Genomic DNA, 14,526 nt, shown 5'->3' on the forward strand with positions numbered 1-14,526 from the left:
CTGCATGACCACTTTAAACAGCACCCCGCGCGCCGACGGCTTCTACATGCCCGCCGAGTGGGCGCCGCAAACCCAGACCTGGATGATCTGGCCCGAGCGTCCGGACAACTGGCGCCTGGGCGGCAAACCGGCGCAAGCCGCACACGTAGCGGTGGCCAAGGCCATCGCACGTTTCGAACCGGTAACGGTGGCGGTTTCCGCTGGCCAGTACGAAAACGCTCGTGCCCGTCTCGATGTGCCGAATATTCGCGTGGTCGAGATGTCCAGTGACGACGCCTGGGTCCGCGACACGGGGCCGACGTTCGTCATCAATAACAGTGGTGAAGTCCGCGGTGTGAACTGGGATTTCAATTCGTGGGGTGGTTTTGACGGTGGCCTGTATTCGCCGTGGAACCGTGATTCGCAGGTCGGCGGCAAGATCCTCGAGATTGAACGCAGTCAGCGTTATCGCACCGAGGGCTTCGTGCTTGAAGGAGGTTCGATCCACGTTGATGGCGAAGGCACGCTGATTACTACCGAAGAATGCCTGCTTAACCGCAATCGCAACCCGCACATGAACCGTGCAGAAATCGAAGCGGTGCTCAGCGCGAACCTGGCTGTGGATAAAATCATCTGGCTGCCGGACGGTTTGTTCAACGACGAAACCGATGGTCATGTGGATAACTTCTGCTGCTACGTGCGTCCGGGTGAAGTGTTGCTGGCCTGGACCGACGACCCGCAAGACCCGAACTACCCGCGCTGCCAGGCGGCAATGAAAGTGTTGGAAAGCAGCACTGACGCCAAGGGGCGCCCGTTCACGGTGCACAAGATGCCGATTCCGGGGCCGCTGTATGCGACCGAAGAAGAGTGCGCCGGCGTGGACCCGGTGGACGGAACCCAGGAACGCAATCCGACCGTTCGTCTGGCGGGTTCCTACGTGAACTTCCTCATCGTCAACGGCGGCATCATCGCGCCGAGCTTCGACGATCCGCTGGACGGCCCGGCCAAAGAGATTTTGCAGAGCCTGTTCCCGCAGCACGAGGTCGTCATGGTGCCGGGCCGCGAACTGTTACTGGGCGGCGGTAACATCCACTGCCTTACCCAACAGCAGCCTGCGCCGCACAAAGAGTGAGTGCAGTTGTAACAGCCTGAGTTGACTGGAAAATCACTCCGACAACGGTTTTCCTTCGACACCTTGCAAAAAAGCCCGCAGCCCATCAGGACTGCGGGCTTTTTTGTATCCGCTGGTCGACCGTCCCGACACATTGGCACAGCTCTTGTATCTCTCCTGATGAGAAACAGGGAGGGGAGAACTTCGATGTTCTGTCATAAACCTTGGATAAGTTAGCCGCTCACAAACCAGGAGAGAGCGCGGAAATGAACGCCGAAATGAACGTAGTGAGCGAGCGGGCACTGCATCCCCTGGCAGTAAACAGCGAATCGCTCCAGATCCTGGCGCACTGGTTGAAGTCCAATGGAACGCGTCAGATCAGGGAACCTGATCCGCGCCGGATGATGATCGAGCGCTATCCCGCTGGTTTATTCAGCGAAGCGGAGATGGATGCGTTGTGGGATGTGATGGAAGGATAAAAAAGAACAACAACGGATTGATAAAAGCGCTGCCGGGAAGGCGGCGCTTTTTTATGGGTGATGGTTTTATTCGTTGAAAACATATCTTGTGTTCAACACCAACCACTGTGGGAGCGAGCCTGCTCGCGATGGCGGCCGGGAAGTCAGCATTGATGTCGACTGACCCACTGCCATCGCGAGCAGGCTCGCTCCCACAGGGTATTGCGGTGTTTAGAAGCTGTAGGTGCCCGTCACCACCAGGCTGCGCGGCTCACCCGGTTGAATCTGCGCCGCGCTGGTGGCCGACGAGTAGTAGGTTTTATCGCTGATGTTGTTCAGCGCCGCGCGCAAATCCCAGTCCTTCTGGCGGAAGCCGGCCAATGCATCCCAGCGGCCATAACCCGGCAGAACGGTGGTGTTGAGGTTATCCGCATAACGGTCGCCCACCAGGGTCAGACCGGTTTCGGCGTACCAGCCCATTTCCGGTTTCCAGGTCAGGAACAGGCTGCCGTTGTGCTTGGCTACGTTGCTGATGCGCTTGCCTTCAAAACCGTTGTTGTCCTTTTCGACCGTGGCGTCCTGCACACCCACACCACCGCGCACGTACCAGTTGCCGGCAATCTTGCCGGTGCCGGTCAGCTCGATCCCGCGGGAACGTTGCAGGCCGCTGAGCAAGGTCACGGTCGGGTTGAGCGGGTCGCTGGTGCGACGGTTGTAGAGTTCCAGTTCGTAGATCGCCAGCGTGGTGCTCAGGCGATCGTCGAGCCAGTCGCTTTTCACACCGATTTCTTTCTGCTTGGTCAGCTCGGGACTCAGGTCGTTGGTATTGCCGGCAGCGCCCGGGGTGATGCCGATCAAACCGCCACCGACCGGCGAAAAGGTCTTGGTCCAGGAGGCGTAGAAGGAATGATTCTGCAGGGGCGTCCAGACCAGTCCTACACGCGGGCTGGTGCTGTGGCTGTCGCGGTCTTCGGAGATGTTGCGCAGCTTGTTGGTCGACTCGATGTCAAAGGTGTCGTAGCGCAGTCCGGCCAGCAATTGCCATTGATCGTTCAGGCGCAGCTGATCCTGCACGTACACCGCACGGCTTTCGACTTCGGTGTGGTTGTCGCTGGACACTTGCATGCGCCCGGTGTGGCGCAAATCCCGATCCGGGTTATACAGATCCAGCGACGGCACGGCCTGGCGGCCAGGCCCGGTAGTGGCCGCTGTGTAGAGCTTCGGATCACGGCGTTGACTGCCGATTTCGACGCCGGTCAGCAGGCGATTCTCAAGTCCGAACGTATCGAAACCACCTTCCAGCTCAATGTTGTTGTAGACGTTGCGAGTGGTCAGGTCCTGCTGCCAGTGCTGACGCGTGACCCGGTTGGTCGCCGGTGTGTAGCCGGTGAGGTAGGTGTTGTCGAAATCGCTGTTGAGTTTGAATACGCCCAGCGTCTGGCGCAGTTGCCAGTTTTCGTTGATGTCGTAGCTGAGTTTCGAGCGCAGGGATTGCGACTTGTCATCGATGAAATCGTGATCGCTGCCGTAGGTTGTATCCCGTCCGACGTCTGCCGGGCGTCCGTTTACACCGGGAATACCGCGATCCGGCGTACGGTTGTAGCGGCTGTATTCGTACTGCACCAACCAGTTCAGGTCGGGTGTCAGTTGCCAGCTCATCGACGGCGCAAACAACTGGCGATTGCCGCTGACGCCATCGCGAAAGCTGTTCTGGTCCATGTTGCCCATGTTCAGACGCAGGCTGATGTTCTCGCCGGGATCGGTGCTCAGGTCCGCGTAAAGGCTGCGCAAGTTATTGCTGCCGCCCTGGGCTTCAATGGAAGAGCGGCGCCCGAACTCCGGCAACTTGCTGACCCGGTTGACGATCCCGCCCTGACTGCCACGGCCGTACAACACCGCCGCCGGGCCCTTGAGCACGTCGATGCGTTCAATGTTGTGCAGATCGCGTACGTACTGACTGTCGTCGCGAATGCCGTCTAAATAGAAATCGTTACTGGCGTCGAAACCGCGGATGCGCAAACTGTCGAAGCGGGTGTCGGCGCCGCTGCTGACGTTGGGAATGCCGCTCAGGGCGGTACCCAGATCATTGGTGCCGTAATCGACGACGTTCGAGGTTTTTATTGAGTCGATGGCTTGTGGCACGTAGCGCACGGGTGTGGAGGTGCGGGTTGCGGTGCTGGTTTCCTTTACGCGTGGGTCGTCGGCTTCCGCTTCGGCGCTGATCGAGGTTTCTGGCAATGTTGTAGGCGCGGCATAGGAAAAACCGGCAGACAGCAAAGCGGAGAGGCCAAGACTAAAGGGTGTAAGGCGAAAAGGGGCAGGCATTGAAGGACGCGTCCGTAGGATTTTTGGGGTATATCGTGCAGGTCGCGAATGATAATGCTTGCTATTTACTTTCGTGAATTATTCCTGAAAAGTTCTTGGGTTTGATTGTTTCAATTTGTGTCTTGGTTGTTACAGGAGCGTTTGAAGCATTCGACCGATTCATGAAACAGACTGAAAGCCATTCCGGCGTTTTTCATAAACTGGCGCAGGGCTAACCTGCCGGCATCGAACTTTCCTACCTTTTTGCCGGAGCCTTCCCATGATCCTTCACTACATTTACGACCCGTTGTGCGGCTGGTGCTACGGCGCAAAACCACTGGTGCAAGCCGCCGAGGCAGTTCTGCCGGTGATTGCCCATGGCGGCGGCATGATGACCGGCGCCAACCGCAAGAACGTCTCGCCACACTTGCGCAACTACGTGATGCCCCACGACCGGCGCATTGCCGAGTACACCGCTCAGCCATTCGGCGAAGCTTATTTCGAAGGTTTGCTGCGCGATGAGACGGCGGTGTTCGATTCCGCGCCGCCGATTGCCGCCGTGCTCGCGGCCGAGCAGATCGCTGGCCGTGGACTGGCGTTGCTGGGGCGTTTGCAGAGCGCGCATTACGTGGAGGGTCGGCGCATTGCCGATGAAGCGGTGTTGTTTGAACTCGCCCACGGCATCGGCCTGGAACCTGAAGCTTTCCAGACTGCGTTCAAAAACGCCGAGACCGATCGCCACATCAAGGCCAGTCGCGACCTGTTGGCCAACATCGGTGGCCATGGTTTCCCGACCTTCGCACTGGAGTTGGATGGCCAGTTCACGCTGGTCGACATCGGGCCGTGGCTCGGCAAGCCGCAAGCCTTCGCGGCATGGTTGAGTCAGTCGCTTCCCGCACAAGCCGCTTCCTCCGGCTTTCAAGCCTGTGGGCTCAACGGCTGCTATTAGAAATTTCTTAGACGATTTTCGCCTATTCACAGACGATTCATGAAATTGACACAGGGTTCAGGGCGCGACTAGGATTCGCCCCAACGCCTGTGGCGAACCGCCATGACTCAAAAATAATAAAAAGGCCCGCCGCGATTATTCGTGGGCGGGCCTTTTTGTTTCGGGGTGAAAAAAGAGTGCGATAGCGCCGTTTCAGCCGTACGACGCAGTGCGTATCAACCCGTATTAAGGAAAAGAACAAAATGAACAAGCGAATCAGCCTGATCGCTCTGGGGATGTTGAGCGCTACACAGGCCATGGCTAACGACCAGGCCGAATCCAAGGGTTTTGTTGAAGACAGCAGCCTCAAAGTGCTGCTGCGCAATGCCTACATCAATCGTGACTACAAAGACGGCCGACCGGACAAAGCCGAGTGGGGCCAGGCGGCCATCGGTACGTTCTCGTCCGGTTTCACCCAAGGCACCGTCGGTGTGGGTGTGGACGCGTTCGGTCTGTACGCACTGCGTCTGGATGGCGGCAAAGGTCGCACCGGCGCACAAGGTATCGACTTCTTCAAAAAGGGCGACAGTGGCAACGCGGCTGATGACCTGTCCAAAGGCGGCGCGGCGGTCAAATTCCGTGTCTCCAGCACTACGCTGACTTACGGCGACCAGATGCCGGTCCTGCCGGTGTTGAGCTACGACAACGTGCGTCTGCTGCCGGAAAGCTACACCGGCACCATGATCACCTCCAAGGAGATCAAAGGCCTGGAGTTGAACGCCGGTCGCTTCACCGCCGAATCGCGCAAGAGCGCGGAAGGCCGTGACAGCGGCGGTCTGAAGTCGATCAACGTGTTGGGCGGTAGCTACCAGTTCACCGAACAGTTCAAGGCTGCGGTGTACGCGTCTGACGTTGAAGACGTGTTGAAGAAGCAATACGTGAACGCCAACTACGTGTTCCCGATCGACAAGGATCAGTCCCTGACCCTCGACTTCAACGGCTACCGCACCAAGCTTGAAGATTCCTACGTCCGTCAAAGCGGTGCTACCGGTGACGACAACAAGATCTGGAGCCTGGCAGCGACCTTCGCCACCGGCCCACACTCGTTCACCGTCGCGCACCAGCGCAGCACCGGCGACAGCAACCTGGGCTACGCCTACGGCGGCTATCAGAAGGATCAAGGTCGCGTCGGCGATGGCGGCAACACCATCTACCTGGCGAACTCCTACTGGTCCGACTTCAACGCCGAAGACGAACGCAGCTGGCAGGTGGGTTACGGCCTGGACTTCAGCACTTTTGGCGTCCCAGGTCTGAGCTACAACGTGGCTTACGTGCGCGGCGACAACATCACCACCTCCACCAGCGAAGGCGGTACCGAGCGCGAAATCTTCAACCAGTTCAAGTACGTCGTGCAAAGCGGCCCGGCCAAAGACCTGAGCGTGAAACTGCGCAGCTCGATCCTGCGTGTGGCGCAGAAATCCAGCGAGTACAACGTCAGCGGCAACGAAGTGCGGGTGTTCGTGGATTATCCGATCAACATTTTCTGATGATCGGTTGCAGTATCGAGGCCTGATTCAAGGCTGAGAATGAAAAGCCCCGACTGGTTCGGGGCTTTTTTTCGCCTACGAATCAGCGTTCAGGCTCTTCGGCTATTTCCTGCATTGGACCAGGACAGTTCCCAGTACCGAAGGGGAACAGACTGATATTCATCACAGGTTTAATCGATTGAAATACCGGACGAGAAATTCAGTTGAGTGTCACCGCTCCTCAAACGTTGGAGCCGTCCATCACGCTGAAGTTGACCCCCAATTGCCTGTTCAACCACAATGCTTGAGGTAGCGCCAATGTAGCTACAAATTTAAGATGAGGTCATTACCATGAGTGCATTGCTGAAGACCACCGACGTGCGTTGTCGCATTGATGAGGATTTGAAAGCGCGTGCTACTGAAGTTTTGAGCGCTTGCGGCCTGAGTATCAGTGATGCGATGCGGCTTTTTCTTCGTCAGGTCGTAGCGACTCAGGGCCTCCCGTTTGAGGTACGCGTACCTTCGGAAAAAACGGCTCGCGCCATGAGGGAAGCACGTGAGATTCGCCAGCGGTTCGACTCGATAGACGACTTGCTGAGGGACGCTGATGGCGAAACCGGAGAAAAAGCAGAAGCGCGCTGAGCTACCCAGGCAGTGCGCGCAAACGTCAGAATTCAAGAAGTCTTGGGAGCGTTACAAGCGTGCCGAGCGCCGTGACATGAATGAAGTTCGCCAAGTGATGGTCATGCTGTTTCTGGGTGAACCGCTGCCACCGGAATACTTGGACCATGCGCTGACGGGTGAGTGGACTGGTTTTCGAGAGTGTCATATAGGCGGTGATTTCTTGATGATTTACGAGCACACGCGCTCCGATCTAATCACATTTGTCGATCTCGGAAGTCATTCAGAGCTGTTCAAGTAGCGTCTCTAAAGATAAGCCCCGACTGGTTCGGGGCTTTTTTGTGTGCGCTGCAAGGCTCTAGTCTGCGTATCACGACGACTGAAGTCACTTGCGCGCCGAGCTTCACCACTTCAAATGATCGAAACGAGCATTCGAAATGATTGGTTTGCGCATTTTATAACGAGGGCATAAGATAAATTTGACTGAATCAATCATTGCCTGATCAGTTCAGTCAGTTTCGAGGTGAAACACGTCTTACCCAACAATTATAAAAGGAGACCCTCGTGGCCCAGATTCCTATCAAGCGCACCATAGAACGCATCCCGGGCGGCATGATGATCGTGCCTCTGCTGATCGGTTCGCTGGTCGCCACCTTCATGCCTGACACGCCCAAGTTCTTCGGCTCTTTCACCAACGCGCTGTTCACCGGAGCGTTGCCTATTCTCGCGGTGTTCTATGTGTGCATGGGCGCGAGCATCAACATCAAAGCCACGCCTTACTTGCTCAAGAAGGGCGGCACGCTGCTCATCACTAAAGTTGGTATCGCCGTGCTGATCGGTATCGTGCTCGGGCATTTCCTGGGTGAGCAGCCGATTTCGTCAGGCCTGTTCGCCGGCATCTCGACGCTGGCGGTGGTCGCGGCGATGAACGACACCAACGGCGGTTTGTACATGGCGCTGATGGGTCAGTACGGTCGGTCCGAAGACGTCGGTGCCTACTCGGTCATGTCCCTGGAGTCCGGGCCTTTTCTGACCATGGTCACCCTGGGCATCGCCGGTCTGTCGGCGTTCCCGTGGCCGACGCTGGTGGGCAGCATTCTGCCGCTGGCGCTGGGCATGTTGTTGGGCAATCTCGACCGTGACATGCGTGACTTCCTGGCCAAAGCCGTTCCGGTGATGATCCCGTTCTTCGCCCTGGCACTGGGCGCGAGCCTGGACTTGCATAACGTCTGGCAGGCCGGTTTGCTGGGTCTCGGCATGGGTGTTGCGGTCGTTGTGCTGACTGGCATTCCGCTGTTCTTCGCCGATCGCCTGACCGGTGGCACGGGTGTCGCCGGTGTCGCTGCGGCCACCACCGCCGGGAACGCCGCAGCGGTTCCGGCGCTGATCGCAGCGGCCAATCCGGTTTACGCCGAAGCCGCCAAGAGCGCGACCATATTGGTAGCCGCCTGCGTCGTGGTCACCGCGATCCTCGCCCCGCTGCTCACCGCCGCCGTCGCCAAGCGCGTGCAACAGCGCAACCCCGTCGTCATCCCTGAGCAGGAGATCGAACCTCAAAAGCAGGAGGCGTTGCGATGAGGATTCTGATCATCGCGGATGATCTGTCCGGCGCGGCGGATTGCGCCATCGGCTTTGCGAGCGTGGGAATGCAAACGGTCGTCACGCTCGATCCCTTGAACGACAAGGCCGATGCTCAGGTGATTGCCGCCGATACGGACACTCGGCGCCTGTCACCTGAGCGGGCCGCCGAGCGCACCGTCGCTGCATTCAAGGCGCTGCATCAGCCGGGGCAGCGGCTGTACAAGAAAATCGATTCGACCTTGCGCGGCAACTGGGCGGCGGAAGTCGCCGCCTTGCAACCCTTGGCCGGCCTGGCCATCGTCGCCCCGGCGTTCCCCGCTACGGGGCGCACGCTGCGCGGCGGTCGGGTGTTCGTGAACGGCCAGCCGCTGGAAACCACCGACACCTGGAAACTGGAAAACTCTGATCGTCCGGCCGACGTCGAAGCGATGCTCATCGCCGCTGGCCTGAGCACCGCGAAGCTGGACCTCGACACCTTGCGCGGCAACGAAAATGCGCTCGCGCACCACATCGCAGAAGTCGCCCGCAGCGGCACACAAGCGCTGATTGTCGATGCGCAAACCGAAGACGATCTGCTGACCCTCGCTCGCCTGACCGCGTCGATGGATCAGCCGCTGTTCTGGATCGGTTCGGGAGGTCTCGCGCGGGAGATTGCCAGTCTTGCTGATTTCTCCGAAGCACGGCTCACGGCCATCGAACCGACCGCGCAGGAAAAAAGCCAGGCGCCGATTCTGATCCTCGTCGGCAGCCTCTCCGTCGTCTGCGAGCGGCAATGCGCGCTACTCAAGGAACGTGGCGGCGTCAGCGAACTGGTCGTCCCGCCCCAGGTCCTTCGCCAAGGCACAACCCATGGCGACTGGGCGATGTGGCAAGCGCGGATCGGCGAGCAACTGGACGGCTGGAGTGACCTGTTGCTGCGCATCGGTCGCGATGAGGCGTTCGATCCGCAGGAAGGCGCACAACTCTCGACCATGCTGGCCATATTAGTCGAGCCGCACTTCGCCAAGGTCGGCGGTCTGATCGCCACGGGCGGCGAGACGGCACGGGCCATATTGACCACCGTCGGCATCGACAGCCTGCAACTACTCACCGAAATCGAAGCCGGGGTTGCCTTCGCTCGGCCAACTGTTTCCCGGCAAGGCCATCGCCCCGGCATTGTGACCAAGGCCGGCGCGTTCGGCACAGATAACGCCTTGTATGCGGCATGGCAACACTTGAGCGACAGCGCCGATCGCTCCCCGCCCCAACGCACACGAATCCAAGGACTCGAATGAACATTATGAGCAACTACCTGCCCATCATCGGCATCACCATGGGCGACGCCTCGGGTGTCGGTCCGGAAATCATCGTCAAGAGCCTGACTCACGACATCGTCTACCAGCAATGCCGACCGCTGGTGATTGGTGATGCGCGCCGTCTCGAACAGGCGAATGTCATCGTTGGCGGCAGCGCCAAAGTGCGCCGCATCAAGGACGCCTCCGAGGCGCGGTACGAGGCCGGCATCATCGACTGCATCGACCTCGACCTGATCCCCGACGACCTGCCGTTCGGCGAGCTGTCGCCCATCGCCGGTGACGCCGCCTACCAGTACATCGCCCGTGCGGTGCAACTCGCCGAGGCTAGCCAGATTGATGCCATTTGCACCGCGCCACTCAACAAGGAAGCGTTGCACGCCGGCGGCCATAAGTACCCCGGCCACACCGAAATGCTCGCACACCTGACCAACGTCGACGAAGTGTCGATGATGCTGGTGGCGCCGCAGCTGCGGGTGATTCACGTCACGACCCACATCGGCATCATCGACGCGATCCGCAAGATTGAGCCGGGCCTGGTCCAGCGCACCATCGAGCGTGGCAACGCGACGTTGATCAAGGCCGGCATTGCCAGACCACGCATCGGCGTGTGCGGGATCAACCCGCATGCCGGTGAAAACGGCCTGTTCGGTTATGGCGAAGAGGAAGAAAAAATTATCCCGGCGGTGAAGCTGCTGCAGGAACGCGGCCTCGACGTCACCGGTCCGTTGCCGGCCGACACACTGTTCTTCCGCGCCGGCCGCGGCGACTTCGATCTGGTGGTCGCGATGTATCACGACCAGGGCCACGGCCCGGTCAAAGTGCTCGGTCTTGAAGCAGGCGTGAATGTCACGGTAGGCCTCGACGTGATCCGCACCTCGGTCGACCACGGCACCGCGTTCGACATCGCCGGCAAAGGCATCGCCGATGAACGCAGCCTGCTCGAAGCGCTGCGCCAGGGTGCAGAGTTGGCCACGCGACGGGGATGAGCCGCACGGGCGCTGTCGTGTAAGATCGACCACCGTCCACCACACGAGACCCGCCATGAAAGCCTCCGAACGCCACCGCGCCATCCTCGACCTCGTACGCATTGGCGATGCCAACGTCGAGCAATTGAGCGCGGCGCTCGGGGTTTCGGAAGCGACGGTGCGACGCGACCTCACCATGCTCGCCAAACAGCGACACCTGGTGCGCACCTATGGCGGCGCCACCGCCGTTGTCGGTGTTCATGAGCCGGAAGCCTCCCTCGAAGAACGCAAGACGTCTCAGTGGGAACAGAAAGACGCCATCGCCCAAGCTGCGGCGGCGCATGTCCAGGATGGCGATACCGTCCTGCTCGACGGCGGCACTACCTGCGCCGCATTGGCCCATCATTTGTGCTCGCGACAAGACGTGCATGTGGTCACCAATAACTTGCTCGCCGTAATGACCCTGGCCAATGCGCCGGGTATTCGGCTGACCTTGATCGGCGGAGATTTGCGCGGTTCGAGCATGAGCACGCTGGGGCCGTTGGCCGAGCTGACGTTGAGTCGGTTGAGTGTCGACAAGGCCTTCCTCGGTGCGGATGGCGTGGTTGCGGAATTTGGTTTGTGTGAAGCGAGCGCGCAGCAGGCGTATCTCAAGGAATGCATCATCAAACGGGCGGCGCAAATCGTCGTACTTGCCGACACCGACAAACTCGGCCGCGCCCGCCAGCAACACTGGACGCCGATTGAGCGAGAGTGGCGGTTGATCACCGGTGCCACTGCCGATGAAGCTGCACTTGCACCATTCCATGCCCTCAAGCAAATCACCGTGGAAACCGTGATCGTCGGATAATTGCGCACCCCTGTGGCGAGCGAGCTTGCTCGCGCTGGGCTGCGTAGCGGCCCCAGAATCTGACAGCCAACGCTATTTTCGTGCTCCTGAGCGATAGCAACAATCTCCCCGCGACTGCCTTATGTCGCCAAAATCCAATTTCGGTAACACTTATCGCCAACATGTCGTCCGCAGCGACATATTCACAAGACGTGTCGCAAAAAGTGAAAAATTGCGACGCGTTGTGGAGTCATGCATTACACCACGTAACGAATGATGTTCCCGCCCCCACCTTTATCCCCACCCCTAAACTCCTACATTGAGCTCCAACACCTACCCATCATCCCGATGAGCAGGTCACTGGAGATCTTCCTCATGCCTTTCGTAAGCGTACGCATTACCCGCGATGGCGTTACCTCTGAGCAGAAAGCTCAGGTGATCGCTGAAATCACTGAAACACTGGAACGTGTCCTCAAGAAGGACCCGCACCTGACCCACATCGTGATCGAAGAAGTCGACACCGATAACTGGGGTTACGCCGGCATCACCACCACCCAGTACCGCAAGCAACTGGCTGAGAAGGAGGGCAAGTCGTGACTGCATCGGTCTCCATCGATTTCATTTCCGACGTGGTGTGCCCTTGGTGTGCATTGGGCGCGACGGCGTTAGAGCAAGCGATCGCGAACGTGGCCGGTGAAGTCTCGGTGGAGCTGACCTACAAGCCCTTCGAGTTGAACCCGAACATGCCGCCGGAAGGCGAGAAAGCCGTCGAGCATTTGATGCGTAAATACGGCCGCACTGCCGAGGACGTCGCCGCTGGTAAGGCCATGCAGATCGCTCGCGGCGAGGCCATTGGCTTTACCTTCGATCTGGAGAAGCGCAGCCACTTCTACAACACGTTTGATGCGCATCGATTGCTGTTGTGGGCGTTGCAGGAAGGGCGGCAGGTTGCACTGAAGAAGATCCTGCTGCGCGGTTACTTCACTGACGGCCAGAACCCGAGCGATCGCGAGACGCTGGTTCGACTGGCAGCGGAAGCGGGACTGGATGCGGCCGCGGCTCAAGAGGTGTTGACGTCCGGTGCGTTCGCCAAAGAAGTGCGTGAACTCGAAGCGTTTTACCAGCAGCGCGGCATCAACTCGGTACCGGCCATGATCCTTAACGGTCGTCACCTGGTGTCCGGTTCACAGTCGGTCGAGTACTACGAACAGATGTTGAGACAAATGGCGAAGGAACCCGCCGAAGCCTGATTCATTACTTTTTCAAACCATCATTTATCAGTAGAGGTTCATCATGAGCAATTCGAAAAAAGTCATCGTTATCACTGGCGCCTCCCAAGGTCTCGGCGCAGGCATGGTCAAGGCATTCCGTGATCTGGATTACAAAGTCGTCGCCACTTCGCGTTCGATCAAGCCGTCCACCGATCCGGACATCCTCACCGTGGCCGGCGACATCGGCAACCCGGAAGTCGCTCAAAAAGTCATCCGTGAAGCCATCGCACGTTTCGGCCGCGTCGACACCCTGATCAACAATGCCGGTATCTTCGTCGCCAAACCGTTCACTCAGTACACCGCTGAAGACTACGCGAATGTGTTGTCGGTGAACCTGAACGGCTTCTTCTACATCACCCAACTCGCAATCACCGAGATGGAAAAGAACGGCAGCGGCCACGTCGTCAACATCACCACCAGCCTGGTCGACCACGCCATCGACGGCGTGCCATCGGTATTGGCCTCGCTGACCAAAGGTGGCCTGAACGCGGCAACCAAATCCCTGGCCATCGAATACGCCAAGCGCGGGATTCGGGTGAACGCGGTTTCCCCAGGCATCATCAAAACCCCGATGCACGGTGAAGAAACCCACGCAGCGCTGGGCGCTCTGCACCCGGTCGGGCACATGGGCGAAATCAGCGACATTGCTCAGGCTGTTGTGTACCTGGACAGCGCCAACTTTGTCACTGGCGAAATCCTGCACGTGGATGGTGGGCAGAGCGCCGGTCACTAAGACCTGACCTGATTGTCCGCAACGCCGTCGATCACTATCGACGGCGTTTTCATTTGGAGAGCGCACCATGAACACCCTCGTTCACAAGGTTTTCCTGATTACCGGGGTCAGTTCCGGCTTCGGACTGGCGTTTTCGCAAGCAGCGCTGGCGGCGGGGCATACGGTGGTGGGGACGGTCCGGCGCGAATCCGAGCGTGCTGCGTTCGAAGCGCTGGACGCCCATCGCGCCAAGGCATTCGTGCTCGACGTCACCGATTACCCGGCGATAGAGCCGTTGGTGGCCGAGATCCTGCGCGAAGTGGGTCGGATCGACGTGTTGGTGAACAACGCCGGTTATGGTCATGAGGGGATTCTCGAAGAGTCGCCGTTGGCGGAAATGCAGCGCCAGTTCGACGTTAACGTGTTTGGCGCGGTCGCCATGATCAAGGCGGTTCTGCCCGGCATGCGTGAGCAGCGTAGCGGGCACATCGTCAACATTACCTCCATGGCGGGCTTCATCACTTTGCCGGGTATCGCTTACTACAGCGGCAGCAAATTCGCCCTTGAAGGTGTGAGTGAAGCGTTGGCCAAGGAAGTGGAAAGTTTGGGTATCCACGTGACGGCTGTGGCGCCGGGCTCGTTTCGTACTGAGTGGGCGGGGCGCTCGATGATTCGGTCGGGTCGCGCTTTTAGTGAATACGACTCGGTGTTTGATCCGGTGCGTAAGGCGCGTGAAGAGAAGAGTGGTAGGCAGGCGGGGGATCCGCGCAAGGCGGCGCAGGCATTGCTGACCCTGGTGGCGGCTGAGAAACCGCCGGTTCATTTGTTACTGGGTAAGGATGCGGTGAGATTGGTGCGGGAAAAAATTGCGCGGCTTCAGGCGGAGATTGATGCTTGGGAGGACCTTTCTGCGTCGACGGAGTTCGACTGATCGAAACCTCGTCGC

The 14,526-nt window shown here is 59.0% G+C and carries 15 protein-coding genes; 14 read left to right on the forward strand and 1 reads right to left on the reverse strand.

Annotated features, from left to right (window positions below):
- Nucleotides 1-4 precede the first annotated feature (4 nt).
- Complete coding sequence (gene aguA, locus KJF94_RS27865) at nucleotides 5-1,111, forward strand: agmatine deiminase (RefSeq protein WP_214380200.1); 1,107 nt, start codon at nucleotides 5-7, stop codon at nucleotides 1,109-1,111.
- Nucleotides 1,112-1,356: 245 nt separating this feature from the next.
- Entirely contained in the window at nucleotides 1,357-1,569 is a 213-nt protein-coding gene (locus KJF94_RS27870; RefSeq protein WP_214380201.1) for a hypothetical protein, read from the forward strand.
- A 210-nt stretch (nucleotides 1,570-1,779) separates the two neighbouring features.
- Here the strand turns inward: KJF94_RS27870 and KJF94_RS27875 are convergent, their stop codons facing one another.
- Nucleotides 1,780-3,873, reverse strand: coding sequence for a TonB-dependent receptor (locus tag KJF94_RS27875; RefSeq protein ID WP_214380202.1), 2,094 nt, complete (start codon nucleotides 3,871-3,873; stop codon nucleotides 1,780-1,782).
- Nucleotides 3,874-4,132: 259 nt separating this feature from the next.
- Here KJF94_RS27875 and KJF94_RS27880 point away from each other — a divergent pair, with 259 nt between their 5' ends.
- The 12 genes from KJF94_RS27880 to KJF94_RS27935 all read left to right on the forward strand — a co-directional run bounded on the left by KJF94_RS27880 (nucleotide 4,133) and on the right by KJF94_RS27935 (nucleotide 14,511).
- Nucleotides 4,133-4,801, forward strand: a complete 669-nt coding sequence (locus KJF94_RS27880; protein ID WP_214380203.1) for a DsbA family protein — start codon at nucleotides 4,133-4,135, stop codon at nucleotides 4,799-4,801.
- Between the two features lie 242 nt (nucleotides 4,802-5,043).
- Nucleotides 5,044-6,327 (forward strand): OprD family porin, encoded by a 1,284-nt coding sequence (locus KJF94_RS27885; RefSeq protein ID WP_214380204.1) that lies wholly within the window; start codon nucleotides 5,044-5,046, stop codon nucleotides 6,325-6,327.
- A gap of 330 nt (nucleotides 6,328-6,657) precedes the next feature.
- Nucleotides 6,658-6,948, forward strand: coding sequence for a type II toxin-antitoxin system RelB/DinJ family antitoxin (locus KJF94_RS27890; protein ID WP_214380205.1), 291 nt, complete (start codon nucleotides 6,658-6,660; stop codon nucleotides 6,946-6,948).
- A complete protein-coding gene (locus KJF94_RS27895; protein WP_214380206.1) occupies nucleotides 6,914-7,228 on the forward strand; it encodes a type II toxin-antitoxin system YafQ family toxin in 315 nt (104 codons plus the stop codon). Before KJF94_RS27890 ends, KJF94_RS27895 begins: the two co-directional genes overlap by 35 nt.
- A gap of 263 nt (nucleotides 7,229-7,491) precedes the next feature.
- Entirely contained in the window at nucleotides 7,492-8,505 is a 1,014-nt protein-coding gene (locus KJF94_RS27900) for a 2-keto-3-deoxygluconate permease (protein ID WP_214380207.1), read from the forward strand.
- Nucleotides 8,502-9,782: a four-carbon acid sugar kinase family protein gene (locus KJF94_RS27905; protein WP_214380208.1), complete on the forward strand. Its 1,281-nt coding sequence runs from the start codon at nucleotides 8,502-8,504 to the stop codon at nucleotides 9,780-9,782. The genes KJF94_RS27900 and KJF94_RS27905 overlap by 4 nt, the downstream gene beginning before the upstream one ends.
- A 5-nt stretch (nucleotides 9,783-9,787) precedes the next feature.
- Nucleotides 9,788-10,789 carry a 4-hydroxythreonine-4-phosphate dehydrogenase PdxA gene (pdxA, locus tag KJF94_RS27910; protein ID WP_214384967.1) on the forward strand — a complete coding sequence of 334 codons (1,002 nt, stop codon included), beginning with the start codon at nucleotides 9,788-9,790 and terminating at the stop codon, nucleotides 10,787-10,789.
- Between the two features lie 55 nt (nucleotides 10,790-10,844).
- Complete coding sequence (locus KJF94_RS27915; RefSeq protein WP_214380209.1) at nucleotides 10,845-11,618, forward strand: DeoR/GlpR family DNA-binding transcription regulator; 774 nt, start codon at nucleotides 10,845-10,847, stop codon at nucleotides 11,616-11,618.
- 354 nt (nucleotides 11,619-11,972) lie between these two features.
- Entirely contained in the window at nucleotides 11,973-12,194 is a 222-nt protein-coding gene (locus tag KJF94_RS27920) for a tautomerase family protein (protein ID WP_008025002.1), read from the forward strand.
- A complete protein-coding gene (locus KJF94_RS27925) occupies nucleotides 12,191-12,847 on the forward strand; it encodes a DsbA family oxidoreductase (RefSeq protein ID WP_214380210.1) in 657 nt (218 codons plus the stop codon). Before KJF94_RS27920 ends, KJF94_RS27925 begins: the two co-directional genes overlap by 4 nt.
- Before the next feature lie 43 nt (nucleotides 12,848-12,890).
- Nucleotides 12,891-13,601, forward strand: coding sequence for an SDR family NAD(P)-dependent oxidoreductase (locus KJF94_RS27930; RefSeq protein WP_214380211.1), 711 nt, complete (start codon nucleotides 12,891-12,893; stop codon nucleotides 13,599-13,601).
- A gap of 67 nt (nucleotides 13,602-13,668) precedes the next feature.
- Nucleotides 13,669-14,511 carry an oxidoreductase gene (locus tag KJF94_RS27935; protein ID WP_214380212.1) on the forward strand — a complete coding sequence of 281 codons (843 nt, stop codon included), beginning with the start codon at nucleotides 13,669-13,671 and terminating at the stop codon, nucleotides 14,509-14,511.
- Nucleotides 14,512-14,526 lie beyond the last annotated feature (15 nt).

The sequence above is a fragment of the Pseudomonas hormoni genome (assembly GCF_018502625.1).
GTDB lineage: Bacteria > Pseudomonadota > Gammaproteobacteria > Pseudomonadales > Pseudomonadaceae > Aquipseudomonas > Aquipseudomonas hormoni.

Bases quoted from the DNA above. Each gene is read 5' to 3' on its own strand.
- KJF94_RS27935 (WP_214380212.1), top strand. From the start codon at position 13,669: ATGAACACCCTCGTTCACAAGGTTTTCCTGATTACCGGGGTCAGTTCC.
- KJF94_RS27895 (WP_214380206.1), top strand. From the start codon at position 6,914: ATGGCGAAACCGGAGAAAAAGCAGAAGCGCGCTGAGCTACCCAGGCAG.
- KJF94_RS27890 (WP_214380205.1), top strand. From the start codon at position 6,658: ATGAGTGCATTGCTGAAGACCACCGACGTGCGTTGTCGCATTGATGAG.
- KJF94_RS27930 (WP_214380211.1), top strand. From the start codon at position 12,891: ATGAGCAATTCGAAAAAAGTCATCGTTATCACTGGCGCCTCCCAAGGT.
- KJF94_RS27920 (WP_008025002.1), top strand. From the start codon at position 11,973: ATGCCTTTCGTAAGCGTACGCATTACCCGCGATGGCGTTACCTCTGAG.
- aguA (WP_214380200.1), top strand. From the start codon at position 5: ATGACCACTTTAAACAGCACCCCGCGCGCCGACGGCTTCTACATGCCC.
- KJF94_RS27880 (WP_214380203.1), top strand. From the start codon at position 4,133: ATGATCCTTCACTACATTTACGACCCGTTGTGCGGCTGGTGCTACGGC.
- KJF94_RS27915 (WP_214380209.1), top strand. From the start codon at position 10,845: ATGAAAGCCTCCGAACGCCACCGCGCCATCCTCGACCTCGTACGCATT.
- KJF94_RS27870 (WP_214380201.1), top strand. From the start codon at position 1,357: ATGAACGCCGAAATGAACGTAGTGAGCGAGCGGGCACTGCATCCCCTG.
- KJF94_RS27875 (WP_214380202.1), bottom strand. From the start codon at position 3,873: ATGCCTGCCCCTTTTCGCCTTACACCCTTTAGTCTTGGCCTCTCCGCT.
- KJF94_RS27905 (WP_214380208.1), top strand. From the start codon at position 8,502: ATGAGGATTCTGATCATCGCGGATGATCTGTCCGGCGCGGCGGATTGC.
- KJF94_RS27885 (WP_214380204.1), top strand. From the start codon at position 5,044: ATGAACAAGCGAATCAGCCTGATCGCTCTGGGGATGTTGAGCGCTACA.
- pdxA (WP_214384967.1), top strand. From the start codon at position 9,788: ATGAGCAACTACCTGCCCATCATCGGCATCACCATGGGCGACGCCTCG.